The 14667-nt window shown below is 72.0% G+C and carries 13 protein-coding genes and 1 pseudogene; 2 read left to right on the plus strand and 12 right to left on the minus strand.

Features of this window, described 5'->3' with window-relative positions:
• Together D471_RS40405 and D471_RS0123195 are read left to right on the plus strand one after the other, a co-directional pair.
• Nucleotides 1-717 (plus strand): annotated as a pseudogene (locus D471_RS40405) (hypothetical protein); the annotation flags it as partial.
• A gap of 99 nt (nt 718-816) precedes the next feature.
• On the plus strand, nt 817-4140 hold the full coding sequence (locus tag D471_RS0123195; protein WP_017600830.1) for a right-handed parallel beta-helix repeat-containing protein: 3324 nt from the start codon (nt 817-819) through the stop codon (nt 4138-4140).
• 348 nt (nt 4141-4488) lie between these two features.
• On the opposite strand, the gene D471_RS0123200 is transcribed toward D471_RS0123195, so the two are convergent.
• The 12 genes from D471_RS0123200 to D471_RS0123255 form a co-directional block, all read right to left on the minus strand.
• Nucleotides 4489-4839: a hypothetical protein gene (locus tag D471_RS0123200; RefSeq protein WP_017600831.1), complete on the minus strand. Its 351-nt coding sequence runs from the start codon at nt 4837-4839 to the stop codon at nt 4489-4491.
• A gap of 391 nt (nt 4840-5230) precedes the next feature.
• Entirely contained in the window at nt 5231-5545 is a 315-nt protein-coding gene (locus tag D471_RS38660; RefSeq protein ID WP_338045358.1) for a DUF4333 domain-containing protein, read from the minus strand.
• A 274-nt stretch (nt 5546-5819) separates the two neighbouring features.
• Nucleotides 5820-7955 carry a LamG domain-containing protein gene (locus D471_RS0123210; protein ID WP_017600833.1) on the minus strand — a complete coding sequence of 712 codons (2136 nt, stop codon included), beginning with the start codon at nt 7953-7955 and terminating at the stop codon, nt 5820-5822.
• Nucleotides 7956-8132: 177 nt separating this feature from the next.
• Nucleotides 8133-8564 (minus strand): hydroxyphenylacetyl-CoA thioesterase PaaI, encoded by a 432-nt coding sequence (gene paaI / locus D471_RS0123215; protein WP_017600834.1) that lies wholly within the window; start codon nt 8562-8564, stop codon nt 8133-8135.
• Entirely contained in the window at nt 8561-9658 is a 1098-nt protein-coding gene (gene paaE, locus D471_RS0123220) for a 1,2-phenylacetyl-CoA epoxidase subunit PaaE (protein ID WP_017600835.1), read from the minus strand. Before paaE ends, paaI begins: the two co-directional genes overlap by 4 nt.
• A gap of 2 nt (nt 9659-9660) precedes the next feature.
• The gene (gene paaD / locus D471_RS0123225) at nt 9661-10182 is read right to left on the minus strand and encodes a 1,2-phenylacetyl-CoA epoxidase subunit PaaD (RefSeq protein ID WP_017600836.1); all 522 of its coding nucleotides are present in this window, start codon (nt 10180-10182) and stop codon (nt 9661-9663) included.
• Complete coding sequence (gene paaC, locus D471_RS0123230; RefSeq protein ID WP_017600837.1) at nt 10176-11054, minus strand: 1,2-phenylacetyl-CoA epoxidase subunit PaaC; 879 nt, start codon at nt 11052-11054, stop codon at nt 10176-10178. Before paaC ends, paaD begins: the two co-directional genes overlap by 7 nt.
• Nucleotides 11055-11114: 60 nt before the next feature.
• Nucleotides 11115-11474 carry a 1,2-phenylacetyl-CoA epoxidase subunit PaaB gene (paaB, locus tag D471_RS0123235; protein WP_017600838.1) on the minus strand — a complete coding sequence of 120 codons (360 nt, stop codon included), beginning with the start codon at nt 11472-11474 and terminating at the stop codon, nt 11115-11117.
• A complete protein-coding gene (paaA, locus tag D471_RS0123240) occupies nt 11471-12439 on the minus strand; it encodes a 1,2-phenylacetyl-CoA epoxidase subunit PaaA (RefSeq protein ID WP_017600839.1) in 969 nt (322 codons plus the stop codon). The genes paaB and paaA overlap by 4 nt, the downstream gene beginning before the upstream one ends.
• 96 nt (nt 12440-12535) lie before the next feature.
• Entirely contained in the window at nt 12536-13324 is a 789-nt protein-coding gene (locus D471_RS0123245) for an enoyl-CoA hydratase/isomerase family protein (protein WP_017600840.1), read from the minus strand.
• Nucleotides 13321-14202 (minus strand): 3-hydroxyacyl-CoA dehydrogenase family protein, encoded by an 882-nt coding sequence (locus tag D471_RS0123250; RefSeq protein WP_017600841.1) that lies wholly within the window; start codon nt 14200-14202, stop codon nt 13321-13323. The genes D471_RS0123245 and D471_RS0123250 overlap by 4 nt, the downstream gene beginning before the upstream one ends.
• Nucleotides 14199-14667, minus strand: a 469-nt coding sequence (locus D471_RS0123255; RefSeq protein WP_017600842.1) for an enoyl-CoA hydratase/isomerase family protein, incomplete at its 5' end; no start/stop codon positions are given. The genes D471_RS0123255 and D471_RS0123250, both read right to left, overlap by 4 nt.

Genomic DNA, 14667 nt, shown 5'->3' on the forward strand with positions numbered 1-14667 from the left:
GCGGCAGCGGACGAGGACACCCCCGGGGAGACCGCGCCGGACACGTCGCAGCAGCCGACCGAGGACACCCCGGGCACCCTCGCCGACCAGGGCGGGGAAACCGCCGAAGGGTCCGCGACGGCGGCCGAGGCGGACGGGGGCGGGGGCTCCATCCTGGAGGACACCGTCGAGGCGAACGGCGCCGCCGCCCCCGAACCGTACTCCGCCATCACCGGGCCCGGCTGCCTGTCCTCCCCCGGCGCCGCCTACGACCGGGCGGGCCGCTGGGACAGCGCCGAGGGCACCTCCAGCTGGGCCACCCGCCCCGGCGGCTACGGCCAGGAGGGCTGCGGCGGCGACTACGAGGCCGTCCCGGTGTCGGGGGACGCCTCCTACGGCGACGGGCAGTACGCGTACTGGTCGTTCACCCCCGGCCACCCGGACGCGACCTGCGAGATCTACGTCTTCGTGCCCGACGACGAGAGCCCGCTGTGGGTCGCCGAGACCGAGGCGAAGTACCAGATCTTCTCCGGCCCCGTACCCGAGGGCGACGCGATCGCCGTCTTCGGGGTGACGCAGTCGAACGTGCGCGGTGCCTGGGTGCAGGTCACCGGCTTCACCTCGCCGACCGAGCAGTTCACCGTCCAGCTGACCAACGCCGGCGAGAACCCGCTCGCCGACCAGGAGCACGCCAGTTCGCACGTCGCCGCGTCGGTGATGCGCACGACCTGCTCCTGACCCACGCCGCCACCGTGCGGGGCGGCCCCCATCGGCCGCTCCGCCCGAACCACCGGGCCACCGCCTGGGGGCCGGTACACGAGATTGGAAGACACACCGATGGCCAGGCAGCTCCTCAACGTCGCACCGGACGCGCACAGGACGATCACCGACGCGGTCAAGGCGGCCAGGAACGGCGCGCTCATCACCATCGCCCCCGGGCGGTACGCGGAGAACCTCGTCCTGCTCAAGGTGGTCACGCTGGTGGCCCGCGACGGGCGGGGAAGCGTCGAGATCAGCTCCGACTCCGCGAGCGCGGTGGTGTCCGGGGCGGAGGCGGTCAAACTCTCCGGCCTCATCCTGCGCGGCCGCGACAAGGACCGGCCCGCGGTGGACATCCCCGCGGGGCAGCTGGAGATGGCCGACTGCGAGGTCGACGGCGCCGCCTGGACGGCGGTGTCGGTGCGCGGCAACGGCGCCCTCGCCATGCGCGAGAGCCGGGTGACCTGCTCAGCGGGGGCCGGCGTCGTGGTCACCTCGCCGGAGTCGACCATCATCGAGGACTGCGTGGTCGAGGACGTCGACACCAGCGCCCTGGTCATCGGCGAACACGGCCGTCCCACCGTCCGCTCCTGCACCCTGCGCGGCGCGGGCGGCAACGGGGTGTTCGCCAGCGGCCAGGCCGGGGGCGTCATCGAGGACTGCGCCATCACGGACGTCAAGAAGCCCGCGATCGCGCTGGAGGAGGATTGCGCCACCACCCTGCGCGGCATCCACGTGCACCACACCGCGAGCGACGGGCTGACCGTCTCCAGCCGCGCCCGCCCGATGATCGAGGACTGCGTCATCGAGGACGTCGGCAAGCGGGGCGTGACGGTGCACAACGGCTCCGATCCCCAGTTCTCCCGCGTCACGGTGACACGCGCCGAGGAGGCGGGCGTCCACCTGACGGGACGGGCCCGGGGACAGTTCACCGAGTGCGAGGTGATCGACGCCAAGGGCGACAGCCTGGTCGCCGAGGACGGCGCCTCGACCGCCTTCATCGGACTGACCGTGCGCGGCGGAACCGGCACCCGGCTGCGCGGCGGGAGCACCGTCGAGTTCGACCGCGGCCTGATCACCGGCAGCCAGGGGCCCGGCGTGGTCGTCGAGGACTGCGCCCCCTTCCTGAGGGGAGTCGCCGTCACCGACACCCGGGGCCAGGGCGTGGAGTTCCTCGGCAACGGCCACGGGCGCCTGGAGGACGTGACCCTGGAGCGGACCGGCAAGGCCGCCGTCTCCGTGACCGGGGAATCCCGCCCGCTGCTCACCGGACTGCAGATCAGCGAGAGCCGCGACACCGGCGTCACGGTCGGTGCCGGCGCCAAGGCGGACCTGCGCGACTGCGACGTCTCCTCGTGCAGGGGCGACGGGATCTCGGTCCAGAACGAGGGCGAGGCCAGTGTGCTCCGTTCCCGGATCTACGGTGGGAAGCGCAACGGGGTGCTGGTGGCCGCGGGTGGGGCCGCCTCACTGCGGCGGTGCGAGATGTTCGGCAACGCGGGCGACGGCGTCCTGGTCCACTCGCGTGAGGACGTGGTCGTGGAGGACTGCTCGGTGCGCGACAACGCGCGCTCGGGCCTGCGGCAGACCGTGCGGAGTGAACGGGTCCGGGCCGAGGAGCTCCTCAGCCACGGCAACGGCGTCCCCGACGCCTACGGGGAGGACGCCGGCGCCTCGCTGCCCGCGCCGGCGGCCGACCCCTCCGCCGCCCCCTCCGACGACGACACCGGCGCCGAGGACGCCGAGGAGTCGGGGGGCCCGCTCGCCGAACTCGACGGCCTGGTCGGGCTGGGCAACGTCAAGCATGAGGTCAAGACGCTCGTCAAGCGCAACCAGATGGCCAAGCGACGCGCGGAGATGGGGCTGCCGACCCCGCCGATGAGCCGCCATCTCGTCTTCGGCGGCGCGCCCGGCACCGGTAAGACCACCGTGGCCCGGCTCTACGGCCGGATCCTCGCCGAGCTGGACGTCCTGCGCTACGGCCACGTCGTCGAGGTGGCGCGCGCGGACCTGGTGTCGCAGTACGTCGGCGGGACGGCGATCAAGACCACCGAGGTGTTCGAACGGGCCAAGGGCGGCGTCCTGTTCGTCGACGAGGCCTACACCCTCTCCGCCGGGTCGGAGGGCGGCGGCAGCGGCCCCGACTTCGGTCGGGAGGCGATCGACACCCTGGTCAAGCTGATGGAGGACCACCGCGACGAGGTCGTGGTCATCGTCGCCGGATACACCGAGGACATGGAGCGCTTCCTGGCCGCCAACCCCGGTCTGGCCTCGCGCTTCAGCAAGACGATCGAGTTCGAGAACTACGCGGTGGACGAACTCGTGGAGATCGTCCGCCTCCTGTGCGACGCGCACGGCTACGTGATGGACGAGAGCACGGTCGAGGTGCTGGGCGCCCACTTCGAGCGGGTCCCCAAGGGCCCGGCGTTCGGCAACGGCCGCGAGGCGCGCAAGGTCTTCGAGACGATGATCGACCGGCAGGCCTACCGGCTGGGCGGGGACGCGCCCGACGACCCCTCGGAGATGGCCCGGCTCATGCCCGCCGACCTGGGTCCGGACATCGAGGACGCGGCCGCGCCCGCCACGTCGGCGGACGACGTGGCCGCCCTGCGCGAGGAACTGGACGCGATGATCGGGCTCAGCGAGGTCAAGGAGACCGTGAACGACCTCGCCAACCTGCTGCTGATGTCGGAGCAGCGCAGGAGCATGGGCCTGCCGGTGGCGCCGATGAGCCACCACCTGGTGTTCGCCGGCCCTCCCGGTACCGGTAAGACGACGGTGGCGCGGTTGTACGGTCGGCTGCTGCACACCCTGGGCGTCCTGCCCGGCGGGCAGGTCGTGGAGACCGCCCGCTCGGACCTGGTCGGGCGCTACGTCGGGCACACCGCGCAGATGACCGCCGAGGTGTTCGAGCGGGCCAAGGGCGGGGTGCTGTTCGTCGACGAGGCCTACGCCCTGGCGCCCAAGGGCGACAGCGGGTCGGACTTCGGCCAGGAGGCGATCGACACCCTGGTCAAGCTGATGGAGGACCACCGCGACGAGGTCGTGGTCATCGTCGCCGGATACACCCGCGAGATGCAGCGCTTCCTGGACTCCAACCCCGGTCTGGCCTCCCGGTTCAACCACCGGGTGGAGTTCCCCTCCTACAGCGACGACGAACTGGTCACGATCGTGGAGCGGATGGCGGGCGGCTCCGGCTACGCGTGCTCCCCGGAGGCGGTGTCCGCCCTGGTCGAGCACTTCTCCGGGGTGGCGCGCGACGCGAACTTCGGCAACGCCCGCTACGCGCGCCAGGTCCTGGAGCGGATGATCACCCGGCAGGCCGGCCGCCTCGTGGGGATGAGCGGGGCCACCGCCGAGGACTTCACCACGCTCCTTCCGGAGGACGTCCCGGCCCGCTGACGCGGCGGACCGGGGCCGGGGACCGAGAGGGTACGGGACGGTGCCCGTTCATCCACAGGCACCGTCCGTATCCACCGAACGTCACCGGGGCGTGTCATCCTGGTGGCGGCGGACACCGCGACGGTCACCGGGAGTCACGCGGCCGAGCGCGGCTGGAGAACGTGAGCACACGAGAAGGAGGAGGGCGCCGACCGCCCGACCGGGCGCCCGCACCCCCCATGGCCACCACCCTCGACCCCCGACGGCACGTCCCCCACCAGCGCCGCGACTCCGACGACCGTACCGACCGTGAGCCCGTCGTGCTCGCCGACGCCCTGGACGAGGTCATCGACGTCCTGGGCGGCCCGCTCACTCGGGCAGGAACGAACGCACCAGCTCGATCGGCCCGCGGATGTGGGCGTTGAACCCGTCGAGCTCCTCGGCGGGCACCCACAGTTCCAGGATCGTCCGGCCACCGGCCTGACGCACCGGATAGCGGGCGGCGAAGGCCGCGTCGACGTGGAATCGCGTGACGTGACCCTCGCCGTCACGGGGTAGGTTCCAGTCCCGGGCGACGCGGACCGCGTAGTCCTCGTTCAGGACGGGGTAGAAGATGGGCTGTTCGGGCAGCCTCGGCGGCCAGGCCCGCCAGCCGGACTCCCTGACCAGGGCCAGCTCCTCCGGGCCCGTCGGACGCCACAACGTCAGCACGTCGCGCACACCGTCACCTCCCTCTCGCCGCTCGGACGAGCGAGCATAGGGAGGTTATGGCTCACTCCGCACCTCGTTTTTACCGACACGGCCGAAAATCGGGGCGGGCGTAGGGAACACTGGACCCATACGAAGCGTTCTCACAGGTGAAGCGCCCCATAAGGACCCCGGAGAGACCCCAAGTCCACCCAACTCACCTACCTGAGGGCGTTCACCACAATCCATGCGCGGGTGCTGGTGCCCGTGTCGGCAATGGGGGTTACCGACACGTACTCAGACGCCCACCCGCCTTCCCAGCGGCCGGACCGCACTCAGTGCACCCTGGCCGCGCAGGCTGTGGCCCGCGTTGGGGGACGCGGGCCACAGCTATGTCCGGGGTCGGCACGGTCACCGGCCGGTGTCACATGGGCTGCTCGTCGACCTGGATGTTCCACTGGACGTTGGTGCCGTCCACAGAGGTCGTCGTGACGGTCACGCCGTAGTTCACTCCGCCGTCCATGAGGGTGCAGCGGATCTCGGCGCTCACCTCCGCCGGCAGGCCCTGGGGGCAGGTGAAGTCGTCGGGGGTCTGGCCGACCTGCTCGGCCAGCATCTCACTCGACCGCTCGGCGACCTGCTCGGCGTCGACGGCGGAGGGGCCGCCGATGCTGAAGTTGAAGGAGCAGCCGGTGGACAGGAGCAGGGGAAGTGCTCCCAGAGCTGCCCCGGAGATGATTCAATGACGACTGACCTGCCGCATCGCGGCCTCCTCAGTGTGCGGGGATTTGCCACAGGGACAGACGCCGGGAACGGTGTGCGGGTTCCGGGAACGGGTGCTTCGATATGCGGCCGTGGCCTCGTGTTCGACTCCTGTTCCAGATCCGCCGGGCCCGCGGATTCCCTCCTCACGCGCCGTACGCGCCACGCGCGAACGCTCGGTCGCCGCCGAGGGTCCGGCCGCGCAGGCTGTGGCCCGCGTTGGGGGACGCGGGCCACAGCCATGTCCGGGGTCAGCGAAGCGTGAACCCGAGCTGGGTCACGTCCGTCTCCGTGGGCACCCCTTGGAGCACCTGGACGAGACGCAGACCCCCGCTCCAGTGACGGCCGATGCCGTCTCCAGCGCCGACGGCACCGATGAGCACATCACCCCTGGCGTTCCAGACCGGCCCGGCGTCGGCGGTCGTCACCGACGTGTACGGTGCGGTGACGTACAACGACAGGGTGCCGTCGGTGTGGTCGTAGGCACCCACCAGGTGGGCCCACTCCCCCTCCTGCGCGGACGTGTCGGAGACGACCCGGTGCACCTGGGCGTCGGCCGCGTCCTCGGCCGTCGTCTCGAAGACCCAGCTACCGCTGTCGGCGTCGAAGCCCAGGGCGAAGGCGCTGGTGTGGTCACCGCTCTGGGACACCGCCACCGCGTCCTGAGAGAGATCGTCCAGGCGGACGATGGCCGAGACAGCGAAGCTGTGCCCCGTGTCCACGGCCGGGCCGTCGGAGCGCAGGTGCTCCGAGCGCGTGCCGTCCAGAACGATCGCGGGGTAGAACCAGTCGTCGTAGGCGGCGTTCCACACCGTGTCGGGGTCGCCGTGCAGGGTGGCGTCGAGTCCGTGGTCAGTGCCGTCGGAGGCGGTCTCGCCCTCGGTCTCGCCCAGTTCCCAGCCGCCACCCGAGACCAGGGGCTGATTAGCCTGCTCCCACACCTCGGAACGCCCGGTGCTGGTGTCGTACCACACCTCGTCGCGCAGGGCGCGGTCCCAGACCATGACGTTGTCCACGGCGCCGAACCAGCCGAGTTCGGTGCGCCTCGGGGCCAGGCCGCCGCCGATGACGAGGGCGCCCTCGGGGTGCCAGGCCGACACGTGGTCGATCCCTCCCTGGTGGACGCCGTCGACGTACAGTTCTGTACGGCCGGTCTCCGGGTCCTGGGTGACGAGCAGCTGGGTCCAGGCGTCCACGCGAGCCGGTTCCTCGGACAGGACCCGGTGGATGAACCGGGCGCCCGGGGTGTCTCCGGCGCTCTGCTGGAAGACCCAGCTACCGCTGTCGGCGTCGAAGCCCAGTTGGAAACCGCTGGTGAAGTCGCCCTCCTGGGACAGCAGCACGCCGTCGGTGGAGATGTCGTCCAGGCGGGCCCAGACCGAGAGGGTGAACGCGCCGGAGGTGTCCACGACCGGCCCGGCGGTACGCAGGGGGTTGCCGGTGACGTCGGCGGCCGTGCCCTCCCTGCGGTAGTGGCCGGTTCCGGGGTTGTCGCCCACACGGCCGCGGATCCACTCCAGGGGGCCGTCGGCGGTGGCGGTCCGGTCGGAGCCCCGCACGCTGTCCTGAGCGGTGTCGCCCTCGCCCTCGTTGAGGGTGAAGATCGCGACGGGGTTGCTCGGCGGAGCCACCAGGAAGGTGTACACGACCCGGCAGGACGAGGAGTTGCCGTAGGGGTCGACGGTACGCGCGTAGAGGCTGTGCGGACCGGCCCTGTCGGGTGTGATCGTCACGGTGGCCGCACCCCCCTGGGTCTCCGGTTCGACCCGGGTCGAGCACGATCCGGAGAAGTCGTAGACGTAGGCGGCCGCGTCCTCGACGCCGTTGGCTCCGAACGTGAACTCGCCGCTCTGACCGATGCCGCCGTGAAAGCGGTCGTCGTCCGGGTAGTCCTCGGAAGTGACCATCGGCGGGGACTCGGGCTTGGCGGTGCTGATCTCGACCCAGCAGCGTTCGGACCACACCCCGGCGGTCTCGGTGTCGTGCGCGCGGGCGCGGTAACCGAACAGGACCTCCTCGGGCAGGTCCCGTGCGGTGACCGAGCGGGAGATGGGGTCGTGGTCGGGGTACTGATAGATGAAGGTCGTCTCGGCGGTGCCGAGCGGCGTCTCCTCCCCGTCCAGGGTCCACTCGAACTCACCCTTGACCTGAGTGCCGCCCAGCTCCCGGTCGGGGTCGGAGAACACACCTCGGAGGGTGAGCTCGGTGCTGTTGAGCAGTGTGGGCGCGTCCCTGTCGGTGGAGCAGGGCTCGTGGTCGGCCGTGAGGGTGGCGGTGTCGGGCTGGTCGGGCGGTCGGTTCTCCTCGGCCAGGGCGAGGGAGGGGGTGGCCAGGGACAGGGCCAGCGCGGCCGCGAGCGCGGCCGTGCGGCTCAGTGCACGAGGCATGGGGAACCGTCTCTATCCGGGCATCGATCCCGGAAATCGACAATGGGGGGAAACAGGAGGAACCTACACACCGGATCCAACTGTTCACAACCTTGTTTGTTTCTCCTCCACCCTCCGTACGCGTCGTCGACACACGTGGGGCCGGACCCTCCGGCCCGGCCCCACACACGTGTCCTGTCAGCCGCCGTTGAGGGTGCGGCTGCGTCCGCGGAACTCGGCGATGACGTCCTCGCCCCGGCGGACGGTCACGTCGACGACGCTGCTGCGCCCGTAGGCGGTCCGCTCCACGGCGGTGGCCACCAGCACGTCGCCCTCGTGGACCGGCGCCACGAAGGTGATGTCGGCGCCGGAGGCCACCGTCACCCCGCGCCCGTCCCTGTTGCAGGCGCACGCGAAGGCGGTGTCGGCCAGGGTGAACACGAAACCGCCGTGCGCGATGCCGTGCCCGTTGACCATCAGCGGCCCCACGGCCATCTCCACCGTGGCCGTGCCCGGGCCAGCCGCCACCAGCCGCATGCCCAGGTTCTTGGACGCCTGGTCGGCTTCGAACATCCGCCGCGCGGTCTCGTTGTCCCCGTCGGTTCCGAGGCCCTCCTGGACGCCGCTCATGAGTCGAAGTCCACGGTCACGGCGTCGGTCTCGGGCAGCGCCTGGCACGAGAGCGCGTACCCGGCCTCGACCTCCTCCTCGGACAGCGCGTAGTTGCGCCGCATGGAGACCTCGCCGTCGCACACCTTCACACGGCACGTACCGCACACCCCGCCCTTGCACGCGAAGGGCAGGTCGGGCCGGTAGCACTGGGCCGCGTCCAGGACCGGCACCCCCCGGGGCAGGGTCAGCGTGGTCGTGCGCCCGTCCAGGACGACCGTGACCTCGCTGGACGGACCCTCCACACCGGGCTCCTCGTGGCGCGACTGGGGCGGCGGCTCGTCGCCCTCGACGAAGAACAGCTCCTGGTGGATCCTCTCTCCGGGCACCCCGCGTCCCCGCAGGACCCCGCGCGCGTCGGTCACCATGCCGTAGGGCCCGCACAGCCACCAGTGGTCGGCGGCGTCGGCGGCCACGATCGTGTCCAACAACTGCTCCAACTTGGCCGCGTCCAACCGGCCGGTGAACAGTTCGGCCTCACGCGGCTCGCGGGAGAGCACGTGGACGAGCTCGAACCGGGAGCCGAAGGCGTCCTTGAGGTCGGCCAGCTCGTCGGCGAACATCACCGTGTCGCTGCGCCGGTTGCCGTAGAGCAGCACGACGTGGGAGTCGGTCGCGCGCAGCAGCGACGCGGCCATGGACAGCATCGGCGTGATGCCCGACCCGGCGGCGATCATCACGTGCCGCCCGGAGGTGGTCAGGTCGGGGCAGAACCGGCCGGTGGGGGCGCCCACCTCGATCTCCTCGCCCGGGCGCACCTCGTTGACGAGCCAGGCGGAGAACAGGCCGCCGGGGACCAGGCGCACGCCCACCCTGGGGGCCTGGCCCACGGCCGAGCAGACGGAGTAGCTGCGGCGCTCCTCCACCCCGTCCACCACGCGGCGCAGGGTCAGCGACTGCCCGGGGGCGAAGGCGTACTCCTCGGCCAGGTGGTCGGGCACGTCGAAGGTGACGGCGACGGCGTCGTCGCACAGGCGCTCGACGTCGGCCACCCGCAGCCGGTGGAACGCGGCGCCCCGGCGCGGCGCCGCGGTCTCGGTGGCGGTTGTGGTCACGGTCAGACCTCCTTGACGTGCTCGAAGGGTTCGAGGCAGGAACGGCAGCGGTGCAGCGACCGGCAGGCGGTCGCGCCGAACCGGGACAGCTCCTCGGTGTCGGCGGTCCCGCAGCGCGGGCAGCGCGGGACGGTCCGGGTGGGTGACAGGGTCAGCGGGACCGGTCCCGGCGCGCGCCTCGGCGCGCTCCCGGGCGGGGAGATGCCGTGTTCGGCGAGTTTGCGCCTGCCCTCGTCGGTGATCCAGTCGGTGGTCCAGGCCGGGGCGAGCGCGGTGCGCACGTCCACGCGGTCGAACCCGGCCGCGCGCACGGCCCGGTCCACGTCGGCGCGCATCTCGGCGATGGCGGGGCAGCCGGTGTAGGTGGGGGTGATCCACACCGTGACGGTGCCGTCCTCCTCGACCGCCACGTCGCGCAGGATGCCCAGGTCGGCGAGGGTGAGCATGGGCAGTTCGGGGTCGGTGACCGCGGCGGCCGCCGTGCGGGCGCGTTCGCGGGTCTCCTCCCTGGTGGTGGTTACCATGTCGCCTCCGGGTGCTCGCGGGCCACCTTCTGGAGCTCCTCCAGCAGGGGGGCCAGTTCGGGCGTGTGCTCGCCCTCGCGTCCGGCCAGGACCGGTTCGGGGAAGGCGGGCGGGGCGTCCAGGGTGGCCGTGGTCAGGACCTGGGTGAGGACCTCGTGCACCTCGGCGCGCACGGTCGCGGGGTCCACGGCCACGCCCTGGTCGGTCAGACGCGCCTCGGCGGGATGGGTGGCGAAGGGTTCTCCGGTCAGGGGCCACACGTCGGCGACGGCCTGGGCCATGCGTTCGTGGGAGTAGGGCGTCCCGTCGCCCAGCCGCAGGGTCCAGGAGACCGCGTAGTCGCGGTGGTAGGCGAGTTCGTGGACGGCCTTGGCCGCGATCGCGGCCAGGACGGGGTCGCGGCTGTCGGCCAGGCGGGTGAACACGGCCAGTCGGGTGCTGGAGAGCGCCAGGAGGGTGACCACGGCGCGGGCGAAGTCTCCCCTGGGGGCCTCGGCCAGGTGGACGTTGCGGAACTGGGCGGCCGGGCGGTGGTAGGCGAAGGCGTCCTCGTCGCGGCCGGTGCCGTCGGCCTGCCCGGCCCGGGAGAGCAGGAGCCGGGCCTGGCCGAGCAGGTCCAGTGCGATGTTGGCCAGGGCCACCTCCTCCTCCAGCTCGGGGGCGTCGGTCACCCAGTGGATGAGCCGCTGCGCCTGGACGAGCGCGTCGTCACCGAGCATCTGGCAGTAGAGGGCCAGGTCCCGTCCGTCCACCCCCTCGGGCAGGGTGGTGTCCACGCCCGCCAGGGCGTCGGTGAACCCGGTTCCGAAGGCCCAGCGGGCGTCGCCGCCGTGCTCCTCGCTCAGGGCCGTGTAGATGTTGTCGCCACTCATGCTTTCCTCGGTCTCGTCCCGTCACCCTCGGCCTCGGCGGGCGCCCGCCCGGGCGTCCGCTCAGATGTGCGGGACATCGTCGGGGATGGGGTAGAAGGTCGGGTGCCGGTACACCTTGTCGCCGCTGGGCTCGAAGAAGGGGTCCTTCTCGTCGGGGCTGGAGGCGGTGACGTGCTCGGCGCGCACGACCCAGATGCTCACGCCCTCGTTGCGGCGCGTGTAGAGGTTGCGGGCGTTGTGCAGGGCCATGCGGTCGTCGGGTGCGTGCAGGGAGCCGACGTGGACGTGGTTGAGTCCGCGCTTGCCCCGGACGAAGACCTCGTAGAGCGGCCACTCGGGACGCGCGGGAGATGCTGCGGCCGAAGGCCGTCCGTTGAGGGCGGTGGCGGGTGACGGGTGGGCGGGTTCCTGGTTGCTCATACCGTGGCCTCCTGGGCGTGCTTGCTGGCGTAGGCGGTGGCGGCCTCGCGGACCCAGGCGCCCTTCTCGTGGGCGGCCCGGCGCCGCGCGATCCGTTCGGCGTTCTTGGGGCCGCTGCCGGAGATGACCTGCTTGAACTCGACCCAGTCGGGTTCGCCGAAGTCGTAGTGGCCGCGCTGGTCGTTCCACACCAGTTCGGGGTCGGGCAGGGTGACGCCGAGCCGCTCGGCCTGCGGGACGGTCATGTCGACGAACTTCTGGCGCAGGTCGTCGTTGGTGTCGCGCTTGATCCGCCAGGCCATGGACTGCTGGGTGTTGGGCGAGTCTGCGTCGGGCGGGCCGAACATCATCAGCGAGGGCCACCACCAGCGGTCGACGGCGTCCTGGACCATCGCGCGCTGGGCGTCGGTGCCCTCCATCATGCGCATGAGCAGCTCGTAGCCCTGGCGCTGGTGGAAGGACTCCTCCTTGCAGATGCGCACCATGGCGCGGGCGTAGGGGCCGAAGGAGCTGCGGCACAGCGGCACCTGGTTGCAGATCGCCGCGCCGTCCACCAGCCAGCCGATGACGCCGACGTCGGCGAAGCTCAGCGAGGGGTAGTTGAAGATCGAGGAGTACTTCTGGCGGCCCTCGATGAGCCGGTCGGTCAGGTCGGCGCGGTCCACGCCGAGCGTCTCGGCGGCCGCGTACAGGTACAGCCCGTGTCCGGCCTCGTCCTGGACCTTGGCCAGGAGGATGGCCTTGCGGCGCAGGCTGGGCGCCGAGGCGATCCAGTCGCCCTCGGGCTGCATGCCGATGATCTCCGAGTGGGCGTGCTGGGACACCTGGCGGACCAGGGTCCTGCGGTACCCGTCGGGCATCCAGTCGCGCGGTTCGATGCGCTGGTCGGCGGTGATCTTGGCGTCGAACTCCGCCTGGCGGACGTCGGCGCCCTCGGGCGGCGCCTGGGCCGTCACGGTGGACATTGCTCGCTCCCCATTCATAACCGAACGTTCGGTCAGTAATTAGTATCCACCGATCCGGCCGCCCGGGCAAGTCCCCCGGCGGCCGGATCGGGCAGGTCAGCGACCGGTGAAGGTCGGCGCCTCCTTGTTGAGGAAGGAGTTGACCGCGCCGACGTGGTCGGCGGTCGCCCCCAGCCGGTTCTGCAACTCGGCCTCCTCCTCCAGCAGGGAGGGCAGCTCACGGGTGCCGCTCGCCGCCGCGCGCACCTCGCGCTTGGCCGCCTCGAACGCCCGGGTGGGCCCCGACGCCAGCCGCGCGGCCACCTCACGGGCGCGCTTCTCCCAGGCGTCGTCGTCCACGACCTCGGTGACCAGCCCCAGCTCCAGCGCGTGGTCGGCGCCGACCACGTCGCCCAGCAGCATCAGCTCCATCGCCCGCGCCTGGCCGAGCGAACGCACCAGCCGGTAGGCCAGCCCCGAGTCCGAGGCCAGGCCGATCCCGGTGAACGCGGTGCCGAACTTCGCCCGGCGTGCGCTGATCCGCACGTCACCGGCGAGCGCGAAGCCCATCCCGGCGCCCACGCAGGCCCCGCCGATACCGACCACGACCGGCACCCGGATCTCCTCCAGGGCCAGGACGATCCGGTTGTAGTGCTCCCGGACGGTGGTCAGCGCCTTCCCGGGCTCCTCCTTCAGGACGCGGGCGTGCTCGGCCAGGTCCTGGCCCACGCAAAAGGCCCGTTCCGACCCCAGCAGCAGCACCGCGCGCGCGGTCCGCGAGTCCGCGGCCGCGCGTAGCGCCGCCAGCAGCTCCTCCTTGACCGCGACCGTCAACGCGGGGCTGTTCAGCCGCACCGTGGCCAGCCCGTCGGCCTCCTCGAACTCCGCCGCCCTGTGTTCGCTCACGCCTGCTCTCCCTCGTCCCAGCTGTGGAAGCCCTGCCCGGTCTTCTTCCCGAGCCTTCCCTCGGCGACCTTACGGCGCAGCAGCTCGGGTGGCGTGAACCGGTCCCCCAGTTCCCTGGCCAGGTGTTCGGCGATGGCCAGCCGCACGTCCAGTCCGACCAGGTCGGTCAGGCGCAGCGGCCCCATGGGGTGCCGGTAGCCCAGCTCCATGGCGGTGTCGATGTCGGCGGGCGAGGCCACGCCCTCCTCCACCATCCGGATCGCCTCCAACCCCAGGGCCACGCCCAGGCGGCTGGTGGCGAACCCGGGGGCGTCGCGCACGACGATCTCCGTCTTGCCCAGGGCGCCGACCCAGCCGCGCACCGAGGCCACGACCCCGGCGTCGGTGTCCGGGGCGGTGACGATCTCCACCAGCTTGGAGGCCGGGACGGGGTTGAAGAAGTGCGTGCCCAGGAACCGGCCGGGGCGCTTGAGCGCGGCGGCCAGGTCGGTCACCGACAGCGAACTGGTGTTGGAGGCCAGGACGGTCTCCTCACCCACGGCGGCCTCGGCGGCGGTGAGCACCGCGATCTTCAGGTCGGGCCGTTCCGGGACCGCCTCCACGACCAGGCCGGTGTCGGTGGGAATGGCGGCGGTGTCGGTGACGGTGGTCAGCCGCTCCAGGTAGGCGGCGGGCTCGGCGTCGATCTTGCCGCGCTGGCGCGCCTTGTCCAGGCCGGCGGCCACCCGGCCCCGCCCCGCCTCGGTGGCCTCGGCGGTGGCCTCCACCAGCACGACGTCCGCGCCGCGGGTGAGGAACTGCTGGACGATACCGGCGCCCATGGTGCCGCCGCCGATGACGGCGACGGTCGCGGGCACGCCCGTGTCGGTGCTGCTCAACGCTTCTTCCTCTCCAGGAAACGGGTCATGCGGTCGTGCTTGTCGGCGCTCTCGAACAGCACCGCCTGGGTCAGGTCGTCGGCGATCGGGTGCGCCCCGTCGGCGTCCAGCACCATCTTGGTCATCCGCAGCGCCAACGCCGAGGAGGCGGCCATGCGATCGAGGAGGGCGTGTGCCCGCCCGCGCAGCTCCTCGGCGGGCACGATCTCGGCGACCAGGCCGTGCCGCAGGGCCGCCTCGGCGTCCAGCCGGAACCCGCCCAGGAGCACCTGCTTGGCGACCGACGCCCCGACCAGCTCCCTCAGCCGCCAGCACGCCCCCGCGCCCGCGATGATGCCCAGCCCCGGTTCGGGCTGGGCGAACACCGCGGCGGGCGTGGCCAGACGGATGTCGCAGGCGTAGGACAGTTCGGCGCCCCCGCCCAGGGCGAAGCCGTCGACCGCGGCCACGGTGGGCGCCGGGAGC

The sequence above is a fragment of the Nocardiopsis lucentensis DSM 44048 genome, assembly GCF_000341125.1.
Classification (GTDB): domain Bacteria; phylum Actinomycetota; class Actinomycetes; order Streptosporangiales; family Streptosporangiaceae; genus Nocardiopsis; species Nocardiopsis lucentensis.